The sequence below is a fragment of the Micromonospora sp. NPDC048871 genome, assembly GCF_043198155.1.
Classification (GTDB): Bacteria; Actinomycetota; Actinomycetes; order Mycobacteriales; family Micromonosporaceae; genus Micromonospora.
Genome location: NZ_JBICUM010000008.1, coordinates 73194 through 98475, shown reverse-complemented (window position 1 = coordinate 98475; position 25282 = coordinate 73194). Strand labels below are relative to the sequence as shown.

Here is a 25282-nt window from a genome sequence, read left to right as displayed (position 1 = left end):
GAGGCCACCGCCCCGGGATGGGGAGGTGGCCTCCGGATTGTTCGAGTGGTCCGACCGCCACCGCCGGAGACCAGCCGATTGGTGATCACCTCGGCGGGCCGGTGCGGTGGCGGCCGATCAGGCTAGCGGCAGGAGTTCAGCACGCCCACCACGCCGACACCCGGGTTCTTCAGCGGCAGCTTGGTCGACGAGGCCGGGCAACGCGGCACGGTCACGTCGTAGATGCCGCGGCCGAACGTGGCGGCGGTCAGCTGCCGGCTCGGCTCGTGGTAGCGCAGGTACATCACCGGAGCCTGCGGCAGGTTCTTGCCGAGGTTGGCCCACTCCCCGCCGTTCCAGGCGGAGAGGAAGACACCGACGTCGGTGCCGACCATCAGCAGACCGTCGGCGGTCGGGACGATCGAGTTGACCGGAGCGTCGGGCAGGCCCTGCCCGATGTTGATCCAGTTCCGCCCACCGTCGCGGGTCATCAGCACGTGCGCCCGGTCGCTGCCGGAACGGAAGGCGGAGAAGGTCGCGTACGCGATGTTGGCGTCCTTCGGGTTGACCGCGATCCGGGTCACCCAGGTGCCCGGCAGCTGCGCCGAGTCGACCTCGGTCCAGGTGGCGCCGAGGTCACGGGTCCACCAGACCTTGCCGTCGTCGGTGCCCACGTACAGGGTGTTGCTGTCGCTGGGCGCGACGGCGACCGTGGTGATCGTGCCCCACGGGTAGCCGGACGGGTCGTTCGGGCCACCGTTGGTCAGGTCGGGGCTGATCGGGGTCCAGGTACGACCGTTGTCCGTCGACCGGTTGAGGATGTTGCCGGCGTAGTACATGACGTTCGGGTCGTTCGGGTCGAACAGCAGCGGGGTCAGCCAGTTACGCCGCTGCGAGGTGGTCTGGTTGGCGCCGATCGTCTGCCGCGGGGCGAAACCGCCGTTCTCCGACCGGTAGCAGGAACCGTACTGGCTGCACCCGAAGACGATGTTCGGGTTCTCCGGGTGGATGATGGTCTGCAGACCGTCACCACAGCCGATGGCCTGCCACGGGCCGAGGCGGCCGTTGTAGCCCCGGTTGCAGCCGTTGTCCTGGGCGCCGGCGACCTTCAGGGTCGGGTCGGTCTCCGCCACGTCGACGGTGTAGAACTGGGTGTACCGCTCGTCGGTGGCCTTCACCCAGCCGCCCGCGCCGTTCTGCTCCGAGCGGTAGACACCGCCGTCGTTGCCGAGGTAGACCCGGCCCGGCACCTTCGGGTCCCAGCGCATGACGTGCTGGTCGGCGTGCGGACCGCGCACCGAGGAGAAGCTCTGCGCGCCGTTGGTGGAGCGCATCAGGTTGACACCCATCAGGAACAGGTGGTCGGCGTCGGCCGGGTCGACCCAGATCTTGCCGAACCACCAGCTGAAGGTCGACTGCGAGGCCTGGTTCGCGTTGATCGGCATCTGCGTCCAGCTGTCACCGCCGTTGTCGGAGCGGTAGAACGCCCGGAACGGGCCGATGGCGGTGCCCACGTAGGCGTAGAGGCGCTGCGGGTTGCTCGCCGCGACGGCCAGGCCCCAGCGGCCCTGGTCGGCGTCGGTCGGCAGACCGTTGGTCATCCGCTGCCAGGTCTCACCGCCGTCGTTCGAGCGCCAGAGGCTGGAACCGGGGCCACCGTAGGTGCGCTGGTGCGGCTCGCGCAGGTGGTCCCACATCGCCGCGTACACCCGGTTGGGGTTGCTCGGGTCGATGATCACCTCGGTGGCGCCGGTGGTGCCGTTCAGCGGGGCGAGCACCTGCCGCCAGTTGTCACCGCCGTCCTCGCTGAGGTAGACGCCGCGCTCACCGCCGGGGATGAACAGGTTGCCGCTGGCCGCCGCGAAGATGCGCTTCTCGTTGGTCGGGTCGATGGCGAGCCGGCCGATGGCGTGGCTGTCGGTCAGACCGACCCGCTTCCAGGAGCCCCCGCGGTCGGTGGAGCGGTAGATGCCGTCACCACCGAAGGTGATGGAACCACCGCCGGGCTGGGCCTCACCGGTGCCGGCGAACAGGATACCGTCGCTGGTCATGGCCAGCGCACCGATGGGCTGGGACCAGCTGTCCGGCCAGACCGGGGTGAAGACGTCGCCGGCATCGCTGGACTTCCACACGCCACCGGAGGCGGCGGCGATGAACAGCTGGTCCGGCACCTGCGGGTCGACCACGAGGTCGGGGACCCGGCCACCGATGTTCAGCGGCCCGAAGAAGTCCCACTGCTGGTCGCCGAGCTTGCGGTAGCTGTTCTTGGTCCGCACGGCGAGCTGCTTGGCCTGGCCCCGGGCGTTGGCGTACTGGGTGGCCGACAGGCTGGTGCTGCCGTCACTCAACCGCTGGGCGGTCATCCACTCGTCCGGCACCTCCATCGGGCCGGTAGGCAGGTTGGTGGCCAGCGACGGTTCAACAGCGGGGGGTGGGCTGGACGACGCGGCCAACGCGACCGTGGCGAGCAGCCCGACCACAGCTGTCGCCGCCAGTCCGCGATAGTGCCTCGCGAACGTAAGTTTCATGGGGGTCTCTCCTGATCCGGACACGAACGGTCCTTGCTGCGCACGCTAGATCGCTGGTCGGTGCCAGTCACCGAGCATCTGTCGGGAGAACCCCCGGTCCGGTTAGGACATCTGTCGAGAGGTCATCCGCCGCTGCGGAACTCGGGCAGACCGGCGTCCTCGGAGTCCGGCCCCACCACGACCGTCAGGCTGGAGCCGTCGGCGCACAGCGCCGAGGCACGAAGGTACATCCGTCGAGCCTCGGTCCGGGCCAGCACCTCGGTCTCGAAGACCTCGTCCTCCACGCGCAGCACCTCCAGGTCCGTACGCTGCTCGTAGTGCGCGCGAACGTCCAGTGGAGACATCCGCAGGGTCGCCTCCACGGTGGTCAGCACCCCCTGCCGCACGACGTCGGTGACCCGGGAGCCCTCCGGCAGGGCCAGACCCGGTACGTCGGCCTCGACCTCCGGATCGTCCATCGGCACCCGGTCACAACTGGGCAGATTCGCCAACAGGTCGCGACCGCCGCCGGTGGGCGCCGCCGAGCCGTCACCACAGGCGGCCAGCAGGGGGAGGACGACGACGGTGGCGACCAGTACCCGCAATCTCATCGCAGCAGGATGCCAGCTCATCGCAGCACCCGCCAGCGTCGTACGACCAGCAGCAGCACGATGATGATCACGGCAGTGATCAGCATCAACAGGATGGTGACCAGGGAGCCGTAGGCGAAGCCGGAGAACTCGAAGACCTGGTCGAAGATGTACACCGGCAGGTACAGGGTGGCGTTGGCGGGCCGCCCGTCGGTGAGCACGTACGCCGGCACGAAGTTCACCTGGAGGGTGAGGATGATGTCCCGCACCGCCAGCAGCACCAGCACCGGGGCCAGCAGGGGCAGGGTGAGCCGCCGCAACTGTCCGAACGGGCCGCAGCCCTCCAGGGTGGCCGCCTCGTACAGTCGGCCGTCGAGCAGCCGACGGGCGGCCAGCACCACCACGAACCCCTCACCGATCGGGAAGGCCAACATCAACACCACCCCGATACGGGCTGTGGTGGGGTCGGCCAGCCAGTTGTATCCCTCGTGACCGAACAGCCCCAGAAGTTGGTTCAGCGGCCCGTACAGCGGATTGAGCACCCACAGGAACAGCACCGCCAGGGCCACGTCGGGGATGACCGTGGGCAGGTAGACCGCGGTGCGGAACCAGCGGCCACCCGGGCGGGGGGCGGCGAGCAGCAGGCCTAGTCCCACCGCGGCGATGAACCGCACCGGTACGGCCAGCGCCACATGGAACAGGGAGGCTTCCAGGCTGTCGAGCAGGAACCGGTCGCCGAACATCCGGCGGATGTTGTCCAGCCCGATGAACTGCGGGTCCCGGGTCAGCCCGGTGTGGTCGGTGAAGGCGTACCCGACGTTGAGCAGCGCCGGCACCGCGACCAGCAGGGCCACCGCGATGGCGTACGGGGCCAGGAAGGCCCAGCCGGTCAGGGGTCGGCGGGGCCGGGTCATCGTCGTCGGCCGGTGGTCGCGTCGAACCGGTGCAGCCGATCGGCGCGCAGCCGCACCTCGTCCCCGGGAGCCACCCCGGGGCGGGGGCCGGTGCGCACGATCAGCCGGGTGCCGTCCGGGCAGCGGGTCGACAGGTTGGCCTCGCTGCCCAGCGACTCCACCGCCTCGACCGTGGCGGTGATCGGTCCGGCGTCGTCGAGGGTCAGGTCCTCCGGCCGTACCCCGATGGTCAGGGTGTCGTCCCCGCCGAGCACCCCGCCGCCGGGTACCAGGTTCATCGGCGGACTGCCGAGGAACCCGGCGACGAAGGTGTCGGCCGGCTCGTCGTACACCTGCTGGGGTGGGCCGACCTGGCGGATCCGCCCCTCGGCCAGCACCACCACCCGGTCACCGAGGGTCATCGCCTCGTGCTGGTCGTGGGTGACATGGATGGTGGTGGTGCGCAGTTCCCGGTGCAGGGCCAGCAGGTCGGTGCGGGTGGCGAAGCGCAGCGGCCCGTCCAGGCTGGCCAGCGGCTCGTCCAGCAGGTAGACACTGGGGTCGCGCAGCAGGGCCCGGGCCAGGGCCACCCGCTGACGCTGGCCGCCGGACATCTGATCGGGGTAGCGGTCCAGCAGGTCACCGATGCCGAGCCGCTGCGCGGCGGCCTCGGCCCGCTGGACCGCCTCGGCCCGGCGCACCTTGCGCACCCGCAGGCCGAAGGTGAGGTTGTCCAGCACACTCAGGTGCGGAAACAGCGCGTAGTCCTGGAAGACCATGGCCACCGCGCGCCGGGGCGGCGGGATGGTGGCCACGTCGACGTCGTCGACCAGGATCCGGCCGCTGTCCGGCCGGTCCAGTCCGGCGATCAGCCGAAGGATTGTCGACTTACCCGATCCGGAGGGGCCGACCAGGGTGATCAACTCCCCGGCGGCCACCTCCAGGTCCACGCGATCGACGGCCGGCTTTCCGCCGTACGAGCGGGTCAGGGCCTCCAGCCGGATGACGCCCTTCACTTGCCTACCGAGAACAGCGGACGGACCCGGTCCTCCAGTTGGCGCAGCCCGGCTTCGCGGTCGATCCGGCCGTAGAAGACCTCGGCCAGCAGACTGTTGCCCTCCTTCTCCACCCGCGACCAGCTACCGGTGCGGGGGGTGGCCCGCAGGTGCGGCGCCGCGTCGAGGTACACCTGCGAGGAGCGGGGCGGCTTGGCCGGGTCCAGGAAGACGGGGGAGTTGGCCACCTCAAGACGGGACGGCACGGTACGGCCCGACTCGGCCAGGGTGTGCTGCCCGGCGTTGCCCATCGCGTACTCGATGAATCGCCAGGCCGGCCGGTGGTCGTCCAGTCCGGCGCTCATGCAGTACGCGTCGCTGTGCAGGATGGAGGCCGGCTGCCCGCCGGGGGCCACCGGCAGCGGCGCGACATCCCAGGTGAAGTCCGTGATGGTGCGCAGGGTGGGCACGGCCACCCGGCTGTTGAGGTACATGCCCAGCGTGCCGCGCATGAACCGGGCCTCGCTGGACTCGCTCTGCTCCTCGGCGTCCGGCGGCACCACACCGTGGCGCAGTTGCAGGTCGAGGAACCAGTCGACGGCCGCCCGGGAGGACGGGTTGTCGGTGAGGGTCAGCCTGCTCGGCTTGTCCGGATCGTCGACCAGCTCACCGCCGTTGGACCAGACGAACGGGGCCAGCCGGGGCAGCGAGGGGTCCACCCCGACCCCGTACCGGCCGTCGCGGGTCAACGCCTTTGCGGCGGCGAGGAAGTCGTCCCAGGTCCAGCCCGCCTTCGGGGCGGGCACCCCGGCGGCGGCGAACAGGTCGGCGTTGTAGTAGACGACGAGCGAGGACAGGTTCTGCGGCAGGCAGGTCAGCTCCTTACCGTCGAACCGGAAGGCGTCCAGGGCCTGCGGGCTGAAGTCGCTCTCCTTGATCGCCTCGCTGGAGTCCAGGTAGGACTGCGCCGGCTCGATCGCCCCCTGGGCGGCGAACTGGCCGTAGCGGCGGTAGTTGAGCAGGAACACGTCCGGCGGCTGACCCCCGGCGAAGGAGGTGGTCAGCCGCGCCATCAGCTCGTCCTGGCTGGCCACCGGTGACAAGTTGACCGGTACGTCGGGGTTGGCCGCGGTGAAGTCGGCGACCATGGTCCGGTAGCCGGCGATCTCCTCGGCGTCACCGAACAGCACGACGGTGATGCCGGAGTCGTCGGCCTTGTCGTCACCGGAGGAACATCCGGTGACGATCAGCGCCGTCGCCAGCAAGGTGGCGCAGGTGCGCCGCCAGAGGGAGGTCATCGTCTTCCTTTCGAGCGAAGCGCCGCCAGGGGATCGTCGGCCAGCAGGATCCGTTGGGCGAGCAGGAACATCAGGACGCAGGGCGCGGTGGCGATCACGCTGCCGGCCATCAGCAGCGGCCAGTCCGTCGGGTTGAGCAGCAGCAGGAACCGTAGCCCCAGGGGCCAGGTGTAGCGGTCGCCGCTGGTCAGATAGAGCAGGGGGTCGATGAAGTTGGACCAGTGGAAGGTGAAGGCCAGCACCGCCACCGCCAGGGTCGCCGGCTTGACCTGGGGCAGGGCCAGCCGTCGGAAGATGGTCAGCCAGCCGGCACCCTCCAGCCGGGCGGCCTGCAACTGGCTGTCCGGTATGCCGCCGAAGCTCCAGGCGTACAGCAGGATCAGGAAGGGGCTGACGGCCAACGCCGCCGGTGCCAGCAGGGGCAGGTAGGTGTCGACCGCCCCGAAGAGGCGGAACACCTCGAACCGGGTGGCCCACACGGCGGTGACCGGCACCAGCAACACGACCAGCAGGGCCAGCAGGGCCCGGCGGCGGGCGGCCCCGGACAGCAGCCGCAGCCCGAAGCCGGTCAGCGCGGCCACCAGCACGGTCAGCGGTACGGCCATCGCCACCACCAGCGCCGAGTTGGCCAGATACCGCGCCAGCGGCACCAGTTCCGGCAGCCGGGTGTACGCGGCCGTGGTGGGATCGGCCGGCCACAGTTCCAGGGTGCGCGGTGGCGGGGAACCGGCCGGCCGCAGCGACCCGACCACCATGAACCACAGTGGCGCTACGAAGATCACCGCGAGGATGGCGGGCACGACGAACCGCCCGAGCCAACGCCCGACCACCGCGCCACCCCCCTCAACTGCCCCTTGGCCGAACCTAGAGATCAACTGGCCGTCGGTCATCGGGCACCTGTCGGAGATCCCCGCGCCGGGATGCTACGTGTGTCGCAGTCACCTCACTCCTCGGGCCGATGCTGCCCGGTCAACCGGGCCAGCTTGAGTCCCAGGTGCAGACACAGCCGCTCGTCGCCGTCCTTGAGGTCGGTGTCGGCCAGTTCCTCGATGCGTTGCAGTCGGTAGTAGAGGGTGGTGCGGTGCAGCCGCAGCCGGGCGGCCGTGGCATGGGCGTTGCCGGCCTGGTCCAGATACCGCTCCAGGGTGGTCAGCAGGACCTGGCTGCCCGGGGTGGCCAGCAGTCGGGCCAGCCCGGGATGCACGTCGGCCACCGTCAGCTGCTGGTCGCTGAGTCGGGCCAGGGCCCGGTAACTGCCCAGGGCGGACCAGAAGACCACCCGGCCCAGCGCGGGAAGTTGCGCACCGACCCGGGCCGCGTGCAGCGCCTCGACGTACGACTCGGCGGCGTCCGCCAGCCGCGGCCGAATCTGCCCGACCCCGACCACCGTACGTTCCACCGAGCCGAGCGCCCGGGTGACGTGCTGAAGGTCCTCGTCGAGTTGGCGGGCGGCGGTCTCCGGGGCGGGTCGCCCCGCGACCGGCTCGGCCGGCAGCAGCAGCACTCCGTGGTCGTGCCGGATCAGGTGCAGGGCCTCCCTGATCCCGGCCCGTCGGCGGGCGGCCACCAGGGCCTGTTCCAGGGCGATGCGGGCCAACTCGTCCGGCTGCCGGTGCGCGGGGGCGACCAGCCGGGCCACCAACGCCGTCCGGGGCCCGTCCGCGGCGATCATCCCCGCCTCCAGCAGGGCCCGGGCCGCCTGGTCGCGGGTCTCCGGACTGTCGGCGAGCAGGGTACGGGCCGCCTCGGTCTCCCGTTGCGCGGCCAGTTCACCGAGCAGATTCTCCCGGTACAGGGCCAGGGAGAGCTCCTTGAGCAGGCCGGTGGCGGTCAGGTCGACATCGGTCATGGTGCCGTCGGGATCGATGAACCAGACGTAGCCGAGCAGCAGTTCGTGGTGCCGCACCGGCACGCACAGCCGGGGCAACATGCCCAGGTCCGGCCGGGCCGGAGTGCGTACCGGCCCGCGTGCGTCGGCCAGCCCGAGGTCGCGTACCCAGGCGACGACCTCCGGACTGCTCTGCCGGCGCAGGATCGAGGCCCGGCGGACCTCGTCGGTCAGCCCGTTCTGCTCGCTGTACACGACGACCCGTTGCCGACGGTCCTCGATCAGTGCGGGACGTCCGGCGTGGGCGGCGACGGCGTCGACGATGCGTTGCAGTTCGCCCCGCACCAGCCCCCCTCTCACGTTGTGGATTCCTGGCGGGCGGCAGAACCGCCCCGCGCACCGCCGCCATGATCAGAATCCTGTCTACACCCGGGATAGGCGTAGGACCAGGCTTCTTCGTTACAGTTATGCGTATCATTCTCGCATTGACTGTCACATAGACTCGCCGGTGATGAGCCGACCGCCGACCCGTGCTCCCGGTGACCTTCGGGTTCACCTGCGACGGGCACGCGACCACATGGACCGCCACCACACCGAGGCGCTGGACCTCGCCGCGGTCGCGGCCGTCGCCGGCATCAGCAGGTATCACTTCCATCGGTTGTTCACCATCACGTACGGCCTCTCGCCGGCCGCATACCTGTCACAACGGCGCATCGAGCGGGCCCAGGACCTGTTGCGAGCCACCAACCTCACCGTCACCGAGGTCTGCTACGCGGTCGGCTTCGCCAGCCTCGGCTCGTTCAGCAGCCGGTTCCGGAAACTCGTCGGCGAGTCACCCCGGGATTTCCAGCGCCGCTGGGCGCAGACCGGTGCCCCACACATCCCGGGCTGTTTCGTGTTCATGTGGGGGTTCGCCGAGCGGCGCGGTGACGCCGCAAGCTAGGAGAAGCCGCCACCGCACCGACGGGGCCTAGCCTGGCCCGCATGATTACGAACGTCTCGCTGACCACCGTCTTCGTCAAGGACATCGACGCCGCCAAGGCCTTCTACACCGAGGTGCTCGGATTCGTCGAACGTACCGACCTCACCATCGGCGACGGCTCCTACCGCTGGTGCACGGTCGGTCACCCCAGCCAGCCGGAGTTGGAGGTGCACCTCCAACTCCCCGGCCCGCCGCTGTCGCCGGAGGTGGCCGAGATGTTCGGCCGGGCCCGGGACGAGGGCAGTCTCTTCGCCCTCGGTCTGGCCGTCGACGACTGCCGCAAGACCTACGAGGAGCTGCGGGCCAAGGGCGTGGAGTTCCTCCAGGAACCGGCGGATCGCCCGTACGGGGTGGAAGCCGTGGCCCGCGACAACTCCGGCAACTGGCTGGTCCTGGTCGAGCACAAGGAGTTCAGCCCGGCTGACTTCGACTGACCAGCGCACCTGGCCGCCCGCCTCGCCCGACGCTCCATCCCGTCGGGCGGGGCGGGCCGTCACCGGTCGGCACGGCACGCGGACGGATGTCGACAACGGTAAGTATCAATACCCTGGTAGCCATGCGGGTGTTCGACATGATCGTCGACGAGCGGCACCGGGCAGCCGACCTTCTGGAGGGTCTGACGGCCGAGCAACTCCGCCGGCCGAGCCTCTGCGCGGGCTGGAGGGTGCACGACGTGGCCGCCCACCTCACCACCTACCTGCGCTTCGGCCAACTGAAGATCTACGCCGCGATCGTCACCACCGGGGCCGACTTCGACCGCTTCAACCTCCGGCTGACCCGCCGGGCCGCCCGCCTGCCGATCGAGGAGATCGTGGCGAGGTTGCGGCGGCACGCGACCTCCCGCACCACCATCCCGCGCTCCGGGTACGACCCCGTCCTGACCGACGTGCTGCTGCACGACCTGGACATGCGGGTGCCCCTGAACATCGCCCGCGACACCCCGGAGGAGCGGCTCCGGGTGGCCTTCCGGCACCTGACCGACCAGCCCTCGCCCGGGTACGCGATGGGAGACCGGCTGCGTGGCCTGCGACTGGAGGCCACCGACACCGGTTGGACGTACGGCAGCGGGCCGGTGGTCCGCGGCCGTGCCGAAACCCTGCTGCTCGGCATCGGCGGCCGACCGTGGGCCTTCGACCACCTGGACGGCGAGGGGTTGACCCTGCTGCGGTCGCGGGTGCTCAACCGGACCCGACCGGGGGTGCTCGGGCGCCTGATGGCGCCGCTGCGGGTGCTGGCCAGCCCGCCACCATCCGCCCGACGATCCCGGGAAGCCGGGGCGCCCGAACTGCCCTGAGTGGGGTCGCCGGCGCCCGCCGCAGCCTGGTCGCCGCCTGCGCTCAGACCGTGTTGCGGTAGCCGACGCTGAGGACCCGCCGGGCTGCCTCCTCGTAGAACGTCGGATCACTCGGGGCGAAGGTGCCGAGGCCATCGACATACCGGTTGACCATGCAGAAGGCCGCCGCGATGAGGACGGTGTCGTGGATCTCCTCATCGGTGGCACCCTCGGCGCGGGCCGTCTCGACCAGCTCCGGGGTGACGTCGCGGCCACTACGCTGCACAGCCCCGGCGATGTGCAGCAGGGCACGCAGCTTCGTGCTGACCGGCGCGTTGTCCGGATCGGTGCGAACCTGCTCGACCAGGGGCATGCCCTCGTCGAGCAGTGCGGCGGCGAACGCCGAGTGCGCCGCGCAGCAGTAGGTGCACTGGTTCAGACCGGAGACGTACGCGGCGATCAACTCGCGGTCGGCGGTGGATAGGCTGAGCGGCCCCCGCAACAGGGTCTCGGCCAGTTCCAACATCGGCTTGCCGGTCACCGGCCGGTACTTCAACGGGCCCCGGACCCCGGGGAACTCGTTCTCGTCCACGCCCAGGTCGATGTGTGCCATGACCTCACATCCTGATTCGATCAGCCGATGATATTTCGATGATCGGCACGGGGTCAGCGGTCCAGCACCGGCAGGTAGCCGCGGGTCGCGACCCGTCCGGCCGGGCCCATGTACCACTCCTGGTTGTCAGGTACGAGCGTGCCGAGGCCGTCGACGTACCGGTTGAACATGCAGTACGCCGCGGCGATGAGGACGGTGTCGTGGATTTCCAGGTCGGTGGCGCCTTCGGTGCGGGCGGCCTCGACGAGTTCGGTGGTGACCTCGCGTCCGCTGACCTGGACGGCAGCGGCGATGCGCAGCAGGGCCCGCAGCTTCGCCGAGATCGGTGCGGTGTCCGGGTCGGCGTGCACCTGCTCGACCAGGGGCATGCCCTCGTCGAGTTGCACGGCGGCGAACGCCGAGTGCGCGCCCCGGCAGAACCGGCATTCGTTGCGGCCGGAGACGTACGCGGCGATCAGCTCCCGTTCCCCTGCGGAGAGCGGGTGCGGGCCGCGCAGCAACGCCTCGTTCAGCGCCAGCAGGGGGCGGCCGGTCTCTGGCCGGTAACGGATCAGGCCATGGATGCCCAGGTAGACCTGTTCGTCCTGGCCGAGGTCGATATGCGCCATGACTGGGGTGCTCCGAGTCTGCGGGTAGGCGGGCGGGTTCGATCCAGCGGTGTCGCCAGGCCGTCCTCAGACGACCTGCCGGTAGCCGGTGCGGACGATTCGCTCGGAGGCCTGCACGTACCACCCCGGGTCGGCTGCCGGTACGGTGCCGAGGCCGTCGACGTACCGGTTGAACATGCAGAAGGCCGCGGCGATGAGGACGGTGTCGTGGATTTCCAGGTCGGTGGCGCCTTCGGTGCGGGCGGCCTCGACGAGTTCGGTGGTGACCTCGCGTCCGCTGACCTGGACGGCGGCGGCGATGCGCAGCAGGGCCCGCAGCTTCGCCGAGATCGGCGCGGTGTCCGGGTCGGCACGCACCTGCTCGACCAGGGACATGCCCTCATCGAGTTGGGCCGCCGCGTATGCCGAGTGTGCCGAGCAGCAGTAGGTGCACTCGTTGCGGCCGGAGACGTACGCGGCGATCAACTCGCGTTCGCCCGCAGAGAGCGGGTGTGGGCCGCGCAGCAGCACCTCGACCAGCTCAAGCAACGGTTGGCCGGTCTCCGGTCGGAAGCGCAACGGGCCACGGATGCCGGGGAACTCGGCCTCGGGCACCCCTAGATCGATGTGAGCGATGAGGCACTCTCCTGGATCTCGAAGTCGATCGTTCTCGCCGTGCGGCGATTGAATCTAGTGAATAGATCGTGGCATCTCAAGGGTGTCCGGTGCGTCACCCGACAGCCGCACGCATTCGCCATCCAGGGGTCCGCAGCCGGCAGGCGCAGGACCCCCGGCGCCCTGGACCGGGCCGTCGATCATCCCGTAGCCGACGGGCCGGTCCAGGACGCCGGGGGCCAACCCCCGCTGCCGGATGGCCCCGGAGCACCCGTCCGGCGGACCATGGGCGTGGGTACCGCCTCGGGCCGGGACGGCAGGTGTGGCAACCCCTCGCAGGCCGGTCTCACCTGCTCGTCCAGCGCAGGTGATCGCCTCGGCGGCGATGGTACGGTGACCGGCGTACAAGGCGCGCACAATCGACGTACAACTGGCCAGCCTCGGGCTGAGGTGAATGATGCCGCTCCGCTTCGACCTGCTCGGCCCGTTGTCGGTGGTCCACCATGGTCGGACGCTCGATCTCGGCTCGGTGAAGCAACGGCTGGTGTTGGCCTGTCTGCTGTTCCGGCCGTGCGAGGCGGTCGCCGCGGAGAGACTGGTGGCCGCCCTCTGGGGAGACCAGCCACCGGCCTCGGCCAACGCCAACATCCGCACCTACATCCGCGGGTTGCGGCGAGCCCTCCAGGACGGTGTCGACGACAAGCCGCGAATCGTGACCACCCACGGTGGATACCTGCTCCGAGTCGAACCGGACGAGCGTGACCTGGACCGCTTCGACGCCGCGACCGCCCGGGGACGGGAAGCCCTGACCAACGGCGACCCCGCCCGCGCCGAGGCCGAGTTGGCCGGAGCCTTGGCCCTGTGGCGGGGCCAGGCGCTGGCCGAGCTGCCGCTGGCCCCGCAGCTGTCCCGCTGGGTCGAGCAGTTGGCGGAGCGGCGGCTGCTGGCCGAGGAGGATCATGCCGAGGCGAAACTGGCCCTCGGTGCTCATGCGGAGGCGATCCCCCGGTTGCGGGCCCTGCTCGACCGGTACCCGCTGCGGCAGCGCGCCTGGACGCACCTCATGTCAGCGCTCTACGCCAGCGGTGACGTGGCCGGTGCGCTGGCGGCCTTCCGGCAGGTCCGACGGGCCCTGGCCGAGGAGACCGGGATGGACCCCGGGCCCGAGCTGGTCCGCCTGCACGACGACATCCTGCACCACCGGCGACACCGGAACGGATCGTCGGCTACCGGCGGCCGGGGGGTCACGGCCATGGCCCGGGTCCGCCCGGCCCAACTGCCCTTCGTGCCACCCGGGTTCGTTGGCCGGGAACTCCAGCTGACCCGCCTGGACGCGGCCATCGACGACCGGGTCGATGGGCCGACCACTGTGGTCATCTCCGCGATCTGCGGCATGGCCGGCATCGGTAAGTCCGCGCTGGCGCTGCACTGGGCGCATCGGGTGGCCGACCGGTTCCCCGATGGACAACTCCATGTCAACCTGCGCGGGTACGACGACGGGGAAGTCGTCGCGCCCGCCGACGCACTGCTCGGCTTCCTGGAGGCGCTCGGCGTACCCCTGGCCCGGATACCGAGCAGTCTGGACGCGCGGATCGGCCTCTACCGCAGCCTGCTCGCCTCCCGCCAGATGCTCATCGTGCTCGACAACGCGCGCGACGCCGAGCAGGTGCGACCGCTGTTGCCCGGTACCGGCCGCAGCGTCGTCGTCGTGACCAGTCGGGAGCAACTGCACAGCCTGGTAGCCGCCGAGGGTGCCCGACTGCTGGCCCTCGACGTACTGACCGCCACGGAGTCGACGCACCTGCTGCGCAGCCGGATCGGTGGCGATCGGCTGGACGTCGAACCGGACGCCGTGGCCGACATGATCGAGGCCGCCGGACGCCTGCCCCTGGCCCTGTCGATCGTGGCGGCCCGGGTGGCGACCCGACCCACCTTCACGCTGGAGGCCATCGCCGCGGAACTGCGTCCACCAGAGGCGCGGCTGGAGGTCCTGGCCGACGGCGACGTACGTCGGGTGTTCTCCTGGTCCTACCGGGCCCTGAGTCCCGTCGCCGCCCGCCTGTTCCGCCTGATCGGACTGCATCCGGGACCCGAACTGACCAGCGCCGCCGCGGCCGCGCTGCTGGGCTGCCCCACACCGGCGGTCGGCCCGGTGCTCAAGGAACTGACCCGGCTGCACCTGCTGACCGAGCACCTGACCGACCGATACGCCTGCCACGACCTGCTGCGCTCGTACGCCGCCGAGCTGACCCGGGGAGCTGACCGGAGCGCCGAGCGGCACGAGGCTCGCCACCGCCTGTACGACCACTACCTGCACAGCGCCTATCCGGCGGCCCGACTGGTCCAGCCGCAGTGGACACCCATCACCCCCGTGCCGGTCCTGCCGGACGTCATCCACCTGCCGATGGCCGACCAGGACGCCGCCCTGGACTGGTTCTCCACCGAACGCCGTGTGCTGCTGCGGGTGATCCGGCAGGCCGCCACCACTGGCTTCGAGGCGTACGCCTGGCAGTTGGCCTGGGCGTTGACCACCTTCCTGGCGCCCCGTGGGCTCTGGCACGACCAGTTGGCGGCCCAGCAGACCGCCCTGGCGGCGGCGGAATGCCTCGGCGACCTCAACGCTCAGGCCACGGCCAGTCGACTGCTGGGCCGGGCCGCCGCGCGGCTGGGCCAGCAGGACACCGCCGGCGACCACCTGCAGCGGGCGATCAAGTTGTACGAGCAGCTCGACGACGAGGACGGTCTGGCGCAGACCCTGCACAACTACACCGAGCACTGTTTCGTGCTCGGCCGGGTCGACGAGGCGCTGACCCACGGTCACGAGGCCCTGCGCCTGTACCGGCGGACCGGCAACCGGGCCGGGCAAGGGCGGGCCCTCAACGCGGTCGGGTACATCCACGCCGTTCGCGGTGACCACCTGCAGGCGATCGTCGACTGCACGGCGGCGCTGACCCAGCAGCGGCTCATCGACGACCGCAACGGCCAGGCGGCGACGCTGGACAGCCTGGGCTTCGCCTACCAGGGACTCGGCGATCATGCCCGTGCGGTGTCCTGCTACGAGCAGTCAGTGGAGCTGTTCCACGCCTCCGCGGACCGCTATCACCAGGCGGAGACCCTGGTTCGGCTCGGCGAGGCCCAGGCCGCGATGGGCAAGGCCGAGGCGGCGGCCGAAGCCTGGCGGCTGGCCGCTGCCATCTATGACGACCTGGGTGATCCCACGGTCGATGAGGCCCGCCGCAGACTCGCGGAACTCGGCCAGGCCGCTGCCGGTCGGACGGGCTGAAACCCTCAGACCGCGCTTCGGTCCGGTAGGCGCCGATCATCGGTGGTCTTCATGGGCCGGGTCGGCGGCGTGGCGGGGGAGTTGTCGATCGCCTGGAGCAGGGCGGTGGCCGATCCGGTGAGCCGCCGACCGCGCGGCCACACCGCGCGCAGGTCCCGGCGCAGGGGCAGGTCCTCCACCGGCACGATCACCAGGTGGCCGGTGGCCAGCTCCGTCTCCACGGCGTGCCGGCTCAGTACGGCCGGCGCGGTGCCGGTCATCGCCGCGCCCTTGACGGCGGCGTTCGACCCCAGGGACAGGTGCGGCGGGGCCGGGGCCAGGTCGCGCAGGGCCACCTCCAGGGTCTCCCGGGTGCCCGACCCCTGCTCTCTGACCACCAGCCGGGTACCCGCCAACTCCGTCCTACGCAGCGGGCGACGAAGACGGGCCCAGGGATGCTGGGGCGCCACGACGACGACCAGGTGATCGTGTCCGACGATCCGCTGATCCAGGCCCTCGGGCACACTCGGCCCCTCGATGAACCCGATGTCGACGCTGTCGTCCGTGACCAGCATCCGGGCGACCTCGGTGGAGTTGACCACGGTCAGGCCCACCTGCACATCGGGCTCACGCTGGGCCAGGCTGTGCAACCAGCGGGGGAGCAGGGCCTCGGCGACCGTCATGCTCGCGGCCACCCGCAGCCGTGCCGCCCGCGCGTGACGCATGGCGGTGAGGCTGTTGTGGAACTCGTCGGCGACGGTCAGCAGGCGCAGGGCCCAGGTGACCACGACCTGCCCGTCGTCGGTCAGCATCGAACCGCGCGGGGTGCGGGTCAGCAGCGGCAGCCGTACCTGCCGTTCCAGCGCGGCCAGGCGCTTGCTGGCCGACGGCTGGGACATGCCCATCGTGCGCGCGGCCCGGCCGACACTGCCCAGCTCGGCCACCCGGGCCAGCAGGCGCAACGACACCAGGTCGGGAAGCACACTCATAACCCCAGGCTATGACCTGCACCCCGGTGGACGGCTACTGGAGAGGGCCGGATCACGTGAAGCTGTCCCTATGACGATCAAGGAGGCGACCAGCGTCGTTCCCGCCGCAGGTAGGGGAGGCCCCCGCCTGCTGCCGGGACTGCTCGTCGCCGCCGGCGCGGCCGCCGTCGGACATCTGGTGAATCACCGGTTCGGTGCCGCCAGCCCGCTGGTGGTGGCGATCGTGCTCGGTATCGCGCTGACCGCCTGCGGCGGCAACCGTCCGTGGTTGCAGCCCGGCCTGCGGTTCGCCGCCACCACCCTGCTGCGGATCGGCATCGTGCTGCTCGGCCTGCAACTGGTCCTGGCAGATGTCGTCGACCTGGGGGTCGGGCCGATACTCGTGGTGGTGCTGGGGGTGGCCGCCAGCTTCCTGGCCACCCGCTGGGCGGGCCGACGCCTCGGCCTCACCCCCGATCGCTCCCTGCTGGTGGCGACCGGGGTGGCCATCTGCGGCGCCTCTGCCGTGGCCGCGATGAACCAGGTCGGTGACGGCGAGGAGGAGGACGTCGTCACCGCGGTAGCGGTAGTGACCGTGCTCGGCACGGTCTCCATGATCGCCCTGCCCGCCCTGGGTGTGCTGTTCGGCCTCGACGAGGTGCTGCTCGGCCTGTGGGTGGGGGCGAGCGTGCACGAGGTGGGCCAGGTCGTCGCGGTCGGCGGCGCGGTCGGTGCCACGGCCCTGTCGGCGGCCGTCGTCGTCAAACTGTTCCGGGTGCTGCTGCTCGCCCCACTCGTCGCCCTGGTGGCCCTGGTCCGCCGATCCGGCACCAGGACCACCCACGGGGTACGCAAGCCCCCGCTGTTGCCCTGGTTCGTGGTCGGCTTCGTCGCGGCGGCGCTGCTGCGGAGCACCGGCTGGCTGCCGACCGGCCTGGTGGACCTGGGATCGTTGGCCGGCACGGTGCTGCTGGCCGCCGCCATGTTCGCCCTCGGCGCCGCGGTAGACCTGCGCGCGGTGGCCCGGGGTGGCCGGCAGGCCGTGACCGCCGGCGCGGTCGGCACCCTGGTCCTGTCCGGCGTCACCCTGGCCGGTCTGACCCTGACCACCTGAGGCCGGATGGGCGGGTACGACCACGCCTGACCCGGGTACGTACCCCCGGCTACCGAGCTGTCAGGACTTTGCGCAGTTCGTGGACGGTGTTGAAGGCAGGGTTGGTGGGTCCTGCAGCGTCCTGCCACAGAAAGTGCCACTCGGAGTCAGCGGCCATGATCCGGTCGAGGGTCCGCGCCGCGAGTGGGGCCAGGTCGTCGGGCAGGTCGAGCCGACCACCGTCGAGCAGGAAGTCCGGTGCGTACGAGGAGGTGATCGCCGGCCCGCCGGGCTGCTGCGCGGCCACGATCGCGGCTGCGGCGATCGCCGCGCAGGCGACATCGGCGTCTAGGTAGCCCTCCTCACCGGCGGCCCGGCTCAGCGCCTCGCGGACCATCATCGGACGCTTGGCCACGTCGGCGTCGTCGAGAGCACCACACCAGTCAGCGGCGGTGTCGTTGTCGAATGGTCCGCTGTCCCACGTCCCCATGCCATCTCCCAAGATCGGTTGGGTGGCATTCTCACATCGACCGCCGACAAGATTCCCCGACCGGGCGGTGGCCGTCGTGCGGCGCGGAGGTGCACCCGGGCCGGATGCGGTTCGTCAGGCGGAGGCGGTGGGCTGACGGGGCAGCGATGAGGTGGCCGCAGTGGCGCGGTAGCCGGCGGACTGGAGGGTGAACAGTTCGGCGTACCGGCCGCCTGCGGCCATGAGCTGGTCGTGGGTGCCGGTCTCCACGAGACGGCCGTGGTGCAGGACGTAGATGCAGTCGGCGTGCCGGACGTTGGCCAGCCGGTGGGTGATCAGGATGGTGATGCCCTGTCCCTGCCGGTCGCGGATGGCCTGGAACAGGGCGTCCTCGGCGCGGGGATCGAGGGCGGATGAGGGTTCGTCCATGATCAGCAGGTCGGCGTCGCGCAGGAAACCCCGGGCGGCGGTGATGCGTTGCCACTGCCCGCCGGAGAGGTCCTGGCCACCGGCGAAGGTGCGGTCGAGCAGGGTCTCGTAGCCGTACGGCAGATCGGTGATCATGTCGTGGGCGACCGCGCGGGCGGCGGCGGTCTCGATGCGGGCCTGTTCCGGGACGGTGGTGATGTCGCCGATGGCGATGTTCGTGGCGGCGGTGAAGGGCCACTTGTGGTACTCCTGGGTGACGACCGCGATGCGGGCTCGCAGGGCGTCGGTGTCCCAGTCGGCCGCCGGGCGGCCGTTGAAGCGGATGGTGCCGCCGGTCGGGGTACGCAGGAGGGCGATCATGGTGGCCAGGGTCGACTTGCCGGAGCCGTTCTCACCGACGAAGGCCACCGTCTGCCCGTCCCGGATGCGCAGGCTCACCCGGTCGACGGCCGCAGTCTCCCGGTCGGGGTAGCGCAGGCTGACCGCCTCCACCACGATCTCCCGCAGCCGGTCCGGTGCCTCCGCACCAGGGGCGGCGGGCGGGGGCAGGTAGTCGGCGGCGCGGGTCATGAAGCCGGTGTAGTCCCGGAAGTGCTGCCCCTCGGTGTAGACCCGGTCGGTCTGGAAGGTGACCACGGACAGGGACCGCTGCGCGGACTGGATGGCGATCACGCAGGTCGCGGCGGCGGCCAGGGGGATCTGCCCGTCGATGAGCAGCAGACCGAGCAGGACGTACACCACGGCGGTCGCGATCCCGCCGATCATCGCCCCGATGGTGGTGGTCGTGGTCACCCGGCGGGCCAGGGCCAGTTGGATGTCGGTCTCGACCCCCATGACCCGGTCGTACTGGTCGAGCAGGAAACCCCGCAGGCCGTAGGAGCGCAGTTCGGGGGCGGAGTCACGCTCGGCCATCAGGCGGTGCAGCAGCCACATCCGTCGCCGCCGCACCGACCCGGCGGCGTAGGTCCGGTAGCGCAGATGCCCGGCCCGCAGCGAGGCCCATCCGCTCGGCACGGTGGCCATCAGCAGAGCCGGCAACAACAGGGGGTGGATCACCACGACGGCGATCGCGACGGCGATCACCCCGGCCAGACCGGCCAGCAGGTTCATCGACGCCTGCACCAGGTCCGTGGTGGAGGCCGAGCCTCGGGTGGCCCGTTCCATGTCGTCGGCGAAGGCGTCCGCGTCGAAGGCCTCCAGCCGTACCGCCGTGGTCATCTCGAACAGCCCCCGTTCGACCTCCCGGTCGACCTTGGGGGTGAGGCCGTTCTGCGCGTACCCCATCGCGGTCGCCATGCTCGCGCGCAGGACGATCACCGCCGCCAGGGCGATCAGGGCCGGTAGCGCCGCGATCACCTTGTCGGGGGTCGGCCCACCGGCGAACAGTTCCACGAGCACCCGTTGTGCCGCGAGCAGCCCGAAGGCCGACATCACCCCGGCCCCGACGGTGGTCACCGCCACGATCGAGGTACGCAGCCGGTCGGCCCGCCAACTCACCACGATGGCGGCCCAGACCAGGCGGGGCAACTCGGAGAAGACCGCGAACAGGCTGGCCTGCGCCCGCGCCCGCACCCCGGTCTCCCACCACAGCTCCCGCAACTCCGGCAGTACGGAATCCTGCCGTGGCGACTCCTGCCTGCGGGCACCATCCTCTGTAATGGACAAGGAACTACCTCCCGGGGTCTGCGGCAGGTGACCGCTACGGTGTCGAACAGATCGGACCTTGGCATTGGGTGACAGGCCAATCTCGCAGAGTAGTTTCCCGCTGTTTCCAATGGCGCCATGCCGCATCGATCCGACACCGGATCCCCGTCAGCAGCGGGGGGCGGCTCCGCTGCGGGCGGTGGGTGTGCAGGCCGGGACGAGGCTCCCAGGCGTACGGTGTGCCTCCGTGGTCGTCGTCTTCATCGCGCTCGTGCTGCTGTCGCTGGCGTGGCCGGTGGTAGCGGGTGGTGCCGCTGTGCTCGTGGTCCTCGCCGGGCTGGCCCTGAGGACCGGCCGGCGGGTGGGCAACGGGTGGACGCGGGCGGGATGGTTGCTGGCCGTCGGCGCGGCGTTGACAGGGCTCGCCGCCTATGGTCATGGGCTGGCGGCGACCACCTTCGGCTTACTCACCGACGCCGACGACCGGTGCGCGCTACGGCAGCCGGAGGGCTACGACCCCCGCCACGGTGCCCCGAGCGGGGGTACGCAGAGCATGTGGCCGCTGCATGACACCACCTGCGGTCCCGACCTGGTACCCGACTACGTCAACCCCCTGGTGGTGGGATCGGCGATGCTGTTCCTGGCGCTCGCGGTGACCCTGACCAGCGTGAGGGTCAGGTCTCGTCGGGCCAGGTACCGGTGCACCGGCGCGGCGACATGAGGGCGATCGGTGTCGCGAACCGACCCCGACCGGGCGGCGTGGCCGTGGTCAGCGGAGGTCGACCTCGACGTGCTCTGCCGCCAGGAGGTCCAGTAACTGATCCAGACTGGTCGCCGGGGCCAGCAGACGTTTGTCATAGCCGGTGACGAGGTGTTCGCGGGCGACAGCCGAATCGTGCCACACCAGCCGGAACGGTGTCCGCGCGCCGAATTCCCCGCTGAGACAGTCGTGGAGCGCGTCGAGGTTCCAGCCGAAGTACCCGCCGGGGCCGTTGATCGCCTCGCCGATCGCGCAGTAGAACCCTTCGATGTCGGTCACGTACCGCCCGTCGAGGTCGTAGGTGGTGCCGGGTGGCCGGTCGGCCGCATCGACCCGGTGGGCGAGCGCCACTCCGGCCCAGTGATCGCGCAGCTCGCGGTCGTAACCAGCCCACATGTTCCTCATTGCGGGCCGCCGGACGCGCCAACCTTCCAGGATGTCGAGGACCCCCAGCGGCAGAGGTTCCCGTGGGTCGCTGTCGACGGTCACGTCGAAGAGTCCGGCACCGAGGCACGACGGCTCGCCCGCGACGACCGTTCCGGAGACCACGGCGCCGCTCACCGGGCGGGCCGAGCCGTCGGCAGCTGTCATGTGCACCTCGGCGCGGATCCGGCGGCGACGCCGGGCGGCCTTGCTCGCGTTGCTGACCGCACCGAGCGCGGTGAGCAGTGGTGCTTCCGGTCGGCAACCGAGCAGCCTGATCTGCGGCACCGGCGGTGCGGCCTGCTCGCGGAACACGCCCGTGACGTCCCGGCAGGCGCCGTAGCGCGTGTCGTCCCGGCCGAGCAGGACGAACCCGGCGACGTCTGGGCGTACCACCGCGTCCGTGCGGTCGTAGAGGTGGACGAACCCGTCGAGTTCGATGTCCCCGGCCCGCGGTCTCGTGCTCGGTCGTTGACCGAGTACGACGACATCCCCGAGATCCTCGCCCCACCAGGACGGCGAACTGCCCGGTGGCCCGGGTGGTGCCGCCAGGCAGATGTCACCCAGCCAGGCACGTTCGGTGCCGAGCGCCTCGACGGGCAGCCGATCCAACAGCTCGGCGAGCGCTCCTTCCGGGGCGCAGCCGACAAGGGTGAACCGCTCCCGCTGCCGGGACGGCAGGTCGACGAACAACCCCTCGATCTCGGCGCACAGTGCCAACGGGATGTCGTCATCGTCGGAGTCGTCGACGCCGATGCCGCCGACCAGCAGCCAGCGTGGAGCGACCGGATGCGCCCAGGCCCACCGCCGCTGCACCGGCGTACGCCCAGCCCCGGAATCGGCGTCCGTCGTCACCTCGCGACCCTATCGCCAGACCATCGTCCACAGGTGCCGGTCCCCATCGAGCAGGGGTGTCCAAAGTCGTGCTGCTCGAACAGTCGGAGAGTTGTGTGAGGATCTTGGGGTGAACAGTGGGCCGGGATGGCTTATCGGCAGCTGGTTGGCGGTGGTCGAGCATCCGGAACTGGTCGACGACGCCCTCGACCGGGACGACCCGTACGCGGGGGTGGCTCTGCTCGCTCTGACGCTGCACCATGAGGATTCCGAGGTGACCCTGCCACGGGTCAAGCGAGGGCTGAGATCCTCCAGCGCGCAAACCCGCGCCAATGCGTTGCAGTCACTGGGCCATCACGCGCGCCTGCACGGCGCGCTCGACGCCGAGTGCGTGCATCTGCTGCGGGTGGCATTGCGCGATCGAACCCTCCTGGGCGGATACACCCTTCGCGCGTACGCCGGCGATGTCGCGAGCGACGTGGGGATGTTCGTACCCCGGGCCGCACTGCCCCGGTGGCTGCGCCGCCGGTTCGCCGGTCCGCTTCAGCCGACGACGACACGACGCTGCGGCGTCAGAGGTCGTAGCCGCCGGAGTCCGGCGGCGGCGCTGTCGGTGAAGCGGGACGGGTTGCCCGTAGAGGGCTCTACGAGCCCTCTACGATCGCAGCGATGATCGCCTGCCATCGTTGATCCGCGCCGGCTGTCTCGACCTGCTCCGGTAGGGGCGGGTAGGTGGGTGGGTAGCCGGCATAGATGAACAGCCGATCGACTAAGCGGTAGTTCGAGGTGCAGCGGGGAGCAACGGCCTCCCAATCCGCGCGTACGGCACCGATCCGTCGCCGATCCTCAAGACGCAGCGCGTGCAGCAGTGCCACCGACCATTCCCGCCATCCAGGGGTGCCGGAGCGGGATCGCGCGATGGAAATGGCCTCGCCGAGTATCGCGGTCACGGCAGGGTCGTCGCCCACCAGGCACACCGCTTTGGCGGCGAGGGACGTTCGCAGCGTCAGCCACATGCCGTGTCGGTCCGTCTTGCTGGCCAATTTGTCGCATTCCGCGACGGTGGTTCGACCGGCGAGGGCTGCCCGCCACAAAGCTGACGCCTCGTTCTCGATGGCGATCCGGTGCTGCCCCAGCGCGTGCAGGTGCCTGGCTCGCGCGGTCGGCCCGGCGATGGCCTCCGACAGATGCCCTCGTTCGAAGGCGAGGTCGCTTCGCAGCCGAGCCGCTGCGGTGTCCTCAGCCGGAGGTGAATGCCGAAGGAGGTATTCCAACTCCTCGTAACGACCGAGCCAGTGCAGGGTCCGCGCGACCTGGTAACGCAGAAGTGAGGAGTCGGGCTCCTCCGCGAGGATCGGCTGGAGGATGACCAGCGCCTTGTCGGCCTCGCCGACTGTCCGATAGTCGTATGCGAGAAACAGGCGAGATGCCCGGGCGATGTCCTTCGGCAACGGGGTGGTGAGGAGGTCCTCGAGGTAGCCGATGCGCTGGCCAGTGCTGCGGTCGCGCCACCCTTCGAAGAACCGGGACAACTGCCCCATCCAGGTGCGGGTGTCCGGGGGTGGGAGCCGTTCGGCCGTCCGGCTCATGCCGGGAAGTTCGGTCAGCGCCTGTCGTAGCCAGGGGGCCTCGATATCGTGCTCGGCGGACAGGCCGGCCGCCAACTGAAGCAGATCAAGCCGGCAGTCGATGTCGCCCAGCACCTCTCCGTGCCGCTGCCGCAGGGTGTCGAGCAACGTGTGCGCGCGGGCGAGGCGGTCCGCGGGAGTCCAAGCCCCCGGGCTGGCGGGCGCCTCGTTGGACAACGCCGAGCGGACCGCGTCATGCAGCCGGTAGGGAAACCTGGGGTGTTCGTCGATACGAACCAGCGATCGGTCGCAGAACCGGCGCGCGTCGCCCTCCAGGCGTCCTGCGGCCGTCGCCACCAGGGCGGCGTCGAAACGGGTGAGCAGGCTTGCGGTACGAGCGATGTCCCTTTCCTCTTCGGGAAGGTCGGCGAAGACCCGGGTCACCAACGCAGGCAGCGATCCTCCGAACGACTTCGGATCCAGAGTCTGCGTGCCGGCGGCTCGGGCGATCGACAACGACAGGTCCAGATACAGCGGCAGGCCGTGGGAGCCGAGTCGGATCCGATCCGTCACCTCCTCGCTGAGAACCGGGTTGCCGCCGGTGCCGGAGGCGCGCTCGAGGTATGTCACGACGTCCACGTCAGACAGGTCTCCGACGAGGTGCTGGCAGGGTTCGGCTCGGGCGGGAATGCACAGCCCGGGCCAGATTTCCGAACCGGTGTAGGGCAGGACGCCGTGCAGTGCTGGAGATGCCCAATCGAGGCTGCGCTGCGAAGTCACCACCCACAGAATGCCGGGGGTCAGGTGCACGATTCTGTTGAACAGGCGTTCCTGGACTCGGTTCCCGCCCTGGATGTACTCGGCGGCATCCGCGAACACCACTGCCACCGGTCGTTCGCCCCGGAGCAGCCGCTCGAGATCCCACGAGAGCAGACCGGCCAGGCTCGACGCGACGCCCTGCGAAGGATTCCGACGCGCTTCGTCGATGATCGCCACGAGCGGATCACATTCCCGCAACATGCGGTCGCGAAGCCGCCGCTGGCGGATTGCGTCGACGATGCGGACCCCGGTACGGACACTCAGCGGCCCGATGCCGAGGCTGACGCCGAGGTCGCCGATGAGGTCGCCGAGGGTGTCGACGATCTGCGTACGGACATCGAGTCCGTTCGCGTTGGTCATCGTGGGCAACGGTGTGCCGGGGCAGGCCAAGGTCCACCACGCGGCCAGCCCGAGGTCGAACGCCGGGAACCTGCGGCCCTCGCCCGCCAAGGTCGCGCGGAGACAGAGCAGAACATCTGCGGCATTGACCACCTTGCTGCCGTGGAAGTCGATCCGAGCAGTACGGATGGGCTGATCGAAGACGGGTGCCTGGCCCCACTCCGCGCTTTCCGGCAACTCTCCCAGCAGCCACCGCTCCAACCGCTTCGACAGGGCGGTCTTACCGATTCCGCCAATCCCGTAGAAGGTCAGTACATTGCGCCGTGTCGGGGTGTCGAGAGTGCCGCTGCCGTCGACGACTCGCTCCAGGTGGCTCAGCACCGCCTCGGCGAAAGCCTTGTGCTCGGGAACCCGGTTGGTGAAGAGGTCGACTGCCTTGTACTGCGGTTCGAAAATCCGATCGAGATCCGTCATAGATTCGACATGTTCCCATCATGCATCGGGCCGGCGTGCA

At 70.4% G+C, this 25282-nt stretch carries 22 protein-coding genes; 7 read left to right on the top strand and 15 right to left on the bottom strand.

What is annotated here, in order from left to right:
- Nucleotides 1–122: 122 nt before the first annotated feature.
- From ACGFIK_RS19120 to ACGFIK_RS19090, 7 genes are all read right to left on the bottom strand, one after another.
- Nucleotides 123–2507, bottom strand: a complete 2385-nt coding sequence (locus ACGFIK_RS19120; protein WP_327025634.1) for a glycosyl hydrolase — start codon at nt 2505–2507, stop codon at nt 123–125.
- A 122-nt stretch (nt 2508–2629) separates the two neighbouring features.
- Nucleotides 2630–3097 (bottom strand): hypothetical protein, encoded by a 468-nt coding sequence (locus ACGFIK_RS19115; RefSeq protein ID WP_357531836.1) that lies wholly within the window; start codon nt 3095–3097, stop codon nt 2630–2632.
- 17 nt (nt 3098–3114) lie between these two features.
- Entirely contained in the window at nt 3115–3990 is an 876-nt protein-coding gene (locus tag ACGFIK_RS19110; RefSeq protein WP_357531835.1) for a sugar ABC transporter permease, read from the bottom strand.
- Nucleotides 3987–4985 carry an ABC transporter ATP-binding protein gene (locus ACGFIK_RS19105; protein WP_393340433.1) on the bottom strand — a complete coding sequence of 333 codons (999 nt, stop codon included), beginning with the start codon at nt 4983–4985 and terminating at the stop codon, nt 3987–3989. The genes ACGFIK_RS19110 and ACGFIK_RS19105 overlap by 4 nt, the downstream gene beginning before the upstream one ends.
- Nucleotides 4982–6262 carry a sugar ABC transporter substrate-binding protein gene (locus ACGFIK_RS19100; RefSeq protein ID WP_327025638.1) on the bottom strand — a complete coding sequence of 427 codons (1281 nt, stop codon included), beginning with the start codon at nt 6260–6262 and terminating at the stop codon, nt 4982–4984. The genes ACGFIK_RS19105 and ACGFIK_RS19100 overlap by 4 nt, the downstream gene beginning before the upstream one ends.
- A complete protein-coding gene (locus ACGFIK_RS19095; protein ID WP_393340430.1) occupies nt 6259–7092 on the bottom strand; it encodes a carbohydrate ABC transporter permease in 834 nt (277 codons plus the stop codon). The genes ACGFIK_RS19100 and ACGFIK_RS19095 overlap by 4 nt, the downstream gene beginning before the upstream one ends.
- Nucleotides 7093–7205: 113 nt before the next feature.
- Nucleotides 7206–8450, bottom strand: coding sequence for a PucR family transcriptional regulator (locus ACGFIK_RS19090; RefSeq protein WP_393340427.1), 1245 nt, complete (start codon nt 8448–8450; stop codon nt 7206–7208).
- A 151-nt stretch (nt 8451–8601) separates the two neighbouring features.
- Between ACGFIK_RS19090 and ACGFIK_RS19085 the strand changes: the two genes are divergently transcribed.
- The 3 genes from ACGFIK_RS19085 (at nt 8602) to ACGFIK_RS19075 (ending at nt 10366) form a co-directional block, all read left to right on the top strand.
- Nucleotides 8602–9033: a helix-turn-helix transcriptional regulator gene (locus ACGFIK_RS19085; protein WP_393340425.1), complete on the top strand. Its 432-nt coding sequence runs from the start codon at nt 8602–8604 to the stop codon at nt 9031–9033.
- Between the two features lie 41 nt (nt 9034–9074).
- Nucleotides 9075–9506: a VOC family protein gene (locus tag ACGFIK_RS19080; RefSeq protein WP_327025642.1), complete on the top strand. Its 432-nt coding sequence runs from the start codon at nt 9075–9077 to the stop codon at nt 9504–9506.
- A gap of 122 nt (nt 9507–9628) precedes the next feature.
- Nucleotides 9629–10366 (top strand): maleylpyruvate isomerase family mycothiol-dependent enzyme, encoded by a 738-nt coding sequence (locus ACGFIK_RS19075; RefSeq protein WP_393340422.1) that lies wholly within the window; start codon nt 9629–9631, stop codon nt 10364–10366.
- Nucleotides 10367–10409: 43 nt separating this feature from the next.
- Here the strand turns inward: ACGFIK_RS19075 and ACGFIK_RS19070 are convergent, their stop codons facing one another.
- The 3 genes from ACGFIK_RS19070 to ACGFIK_RS19060 all read right to left on the bottom strand — a co-directional run bounded on the left by ACGFIK_RS19070 (nt 10410) and on the right by ACGFIK_RS19060 (nt 12181).
- Nucleotides 10410–10958, bottom strand: coding sequence for a carboxymuconolactone decarboxylase family protein (locus tag ACGFIK_RS19070; RefSeq protein WP_327025645.1), 549 nt, complete (start codon nt 10956–10958; stop codon nt 10410–10412).
- A 53-nt stretch (nt 10959–11011) separates the two neighbouring features.
- On the bottom strand, nt 11012–11566 hold the full coding sequence (locus tag ACGFIK_RS19065) for a carboxymuconolactone decarboxylase family protein (protein WP_327025646.1): 555 nt from the start codon (nt 11564–11566) through the stop codon (nt 11012–11014).
- 66 nt (nt 11567–11632) lie between these two features.
- Entirely contained in the window at nt 11633–12181 is a 549-nt protein-coding gene (locus tag ACGFIK_RS19060) for a carboxymuconolactone decarboxylase family protein (RefSeq protein WP_327027104.1), read from the bottom strand.
- Between the two features lie 436 nt (nt 12182–12617).
- Here ACGFIK_RS19060 and ACGFIK_RS19055 point away from each other — a divergent pair, with 436 nt between their 5' ends.
- On the top strand, nt 12618–15443 hold the full coding sequence (locus tag ACGFIK_RS19055) for a BTAD domain-containing putative transcriptional regulator (RefSeq protein ID WP_327025647.1): 2826 nt from the start codon (nt 12618–12620) through the stop codon (nt 15441–15443).
- 5 nt (nt 15444–15448) lie between these two features.
- On the opposite strand, the gene ACGFIK_RS19050 is transcribed toward ACGFIK_RS19055, so the two are convergent.
- Nucleotides 15449–16411 (bottom strand): LysR family transcriptional regulator, encoded by a 963-nt coding sequence (locus ACGFIK_RS19050; RefSeq protein ID WP_327025648.1) that lies wholly within the window; start codon nt 16409–16411, stop codon nt 15449–15451.
- 70 nt (nt 16412–16481) lie between these two features.
- On the opposite strand from ACGFIK_RS19050, the gene ACGFIK_RS19045 reads away from it, so the two are divergent.
- On the top strand, nt 16482–17504 hold the full coding sequence (locus tag ACGFIK_RS19045; protein ID WP_327025649.1) for a putative sulfate exporter family transporter: 1023 nt from the start codon (nt 16482–16484) through the stop codon (nt 17502–17504).
- A 49-nt stretch (nt 17505–17553) separates the two neighbouring features.
- Here the strand turns inward: ACGFIK_RS19045 and ACGFIK_RS19040 are convergent, their stop codons facing one another.
- Nucleotides 17554–17973 (bottom strand): DUF4259 domain-containing protein, encoded by a 420-nt coding sequence (locus ACGFIK_RS19040; protein ID WP_327025650.1) that lies wholly within the window; start codon nt 17971–17973, stop codon nt 17554–17556.
- A gap of 114 nt (nt 17974–18087) precedes the next feature.
- Nucleotides 18088–20046 carry an ATP-binding cassette domain-containing protein gene (locus ACGFIK_RS19035; protein WP_327025651.1) on the bottom strand — a complete coding sequence of 653 codons (1959 nt, stop codon included), beginning with the start codon at nt 20044–20046 and terminating at the stop codon, nt 18088–18090.
- 226 nt (nt 20047–20272) lie between these two features.
- Between ACGFIK_RS19035 and ACGFIK_RS19030 the strand changes: the two genes are divergently transcribed.
- On the top strand, nt 20273–20746 hold the full coding sequence (locus ACGFIK_RS19030) for a hypothetical protein (protein WP_327025652.1): 474 nt from the start codon (nt 20273–20275) through the stop codon (nt 20744–20746).
- A gap of 48 nt (nt 20747–20794) precedes the next feature.
- On the opposite strand, the gene ACGFIK_RS19025 is transcribed toward ACGFIK_RS19030, so the two are convergent.
- On the bottom strand, nt 20795–22063 hold the full coding sequence (locus ACGFIK_RS19025) for a barstar family protein (protein WP_327025653.1): 1269 nt from the start codon (nt 22061–22063) through the stop codon (nt 20795–20797).
- Between the two features lie 109 nt (nt 22064–22172).
- Here ACGFIK_RS19025 and ACGFIK_RS19020 point away from each other — a divergent pair, with 109 nt between their 5' ends.
- The gene (locus tag ACGFIK_RS19020; protein WP_327025654.1) at nt 22173–22715 is read left to right on the top strand and encodes a hypothetical protein; all 543 of its coding nucleotides are present in this window, start codon (nt 22173–22175) and stop codon (nt 22713–22715) included.
- Here ACGFIK_RS19020 and ACGFIK_RS19015 read toward each other — a convergent pair.
- A complete protein-coding gene (locus ACGFIK_RS19015; RefSeq protein WP_327025655.1) occupies nt 22687–25242 on the bottom strand; it encodes a tetratricopeptide repeat protein in 2556 nt (851 codons plus the stop codon). The two genes, ACGFIK_RS19020 and ACGFIK_RS19015, sit on opposite strands and share 29 nt — an antisense overlap.
- Nucleotides 25243–25282 lie beyond the last annotated feature (40 nt).

Excerpts from the sequence above, each read along its gene's own strand:
- ACGFIK_RS19080 (WP_327025642.1), top strand. The coding sequence starts at position 9,075 with ATGATTACGAACGTCTCGCTGACCACCGTCTTCGTCAAGGACATCGAC.
- ACGFIK_RS19115 (WP_357531836.1), bottom strand. The coding sequence starts at position 3,097 with ATGAGATTGCGGGTACTGGTCGCCACCGTCGTCGTCCTCCCCCTGCTG.
- ACGFIK_RS19065 (WP_327025646.1), bottom strand. The coding sequence starts at position 11,566 with ATGGCGCATATCGACCTCGGCCAGGACGAACAGGTCTACCTGGGCATC.
- ACGFIK_RS19075 (WP_393340422.1), top strand. The coding sequence starts at position 9,629 with ATGCGGGTGTTCGACATGATCGTCGACGAGCGGCACCGGGCAGCCGAC.
- ACGFIK_RS19055 (WP_327025647.1), top strand. The coding sequence starts at position 12,618 with ATGCCGCTCCGCTTCGACCTGCTCGGCCCGTTGTCGGTGGTCCACCAT.
- ACGFIK_RS19050 (WP_327025648.1), bottom strand. The coding sequence starts at position 16,411 with ATGAGTGTGCTTCCCGACCTGGTGTCGTTGCGCCTGCTGGCCCGGGTG.
- ACGFIK_RS19040 (WP_327025650.1), bottom strand. The coding sequence starts at position 17,973 with ATGGGGACGTGGGACAGCGGACCATTCGACAACGACACCGCCGCTGAC.
- ACGFIK_RS19015 (WP_327025655.1), bottom strand. The coding sequence starts at position 25,242 with ATGACGGATCTCGATCGGATTTTCGAACCGCAGTACAAGGCAGTCGAC.
- ACGFIK_RS19085 (WP_393340425.1), top strand. The coding sequence starts at position 8,602 with ATGAGCCGACCGCCGACCCGTGCTCCCGGTGACCTTCGGGTTCACCTG.
- ACGFIK_RS19110 (WP_357531835.1), bottom strand. The coding sequence starts at position 3,990 with ATGACCCGGCCCCGCCGACCCCTGACCGGCTGGGCCTTCCTGGCCCCG.
- ACGFIK_RS19120 (WP_327025634.1), bottom strand. The coding sequence starts at position 2,507 with ATGAAACTTACGTTCGCGAGGCACTATCGCGGACTGGCGGCGACAGCT.
- ACGFIK_RS19070 (WP_327025645.1), bottom strand. The coding sequence starts at position 10,958 with ATGGCACACATCGACCTGGGCGTGGACGAGAACGAGTTCCCCGGGGTC.
- ACGFIK_RS19100 (WP_327025638.1), bottom strand. The coding sequence starts at position 6,262 with ATGACCTCCCTCTGGCGGCGCACCTGCGCCACCTTGCTGGCGACGGCG.
- ACGFIK_RS19045 (WP_327025649.1), top strand. The coding sequence starts at position 16,482 with ATGACGATCAAGGAGGCGACCAGCGTCGTTCCCGCCGCAGGTAGGGGA.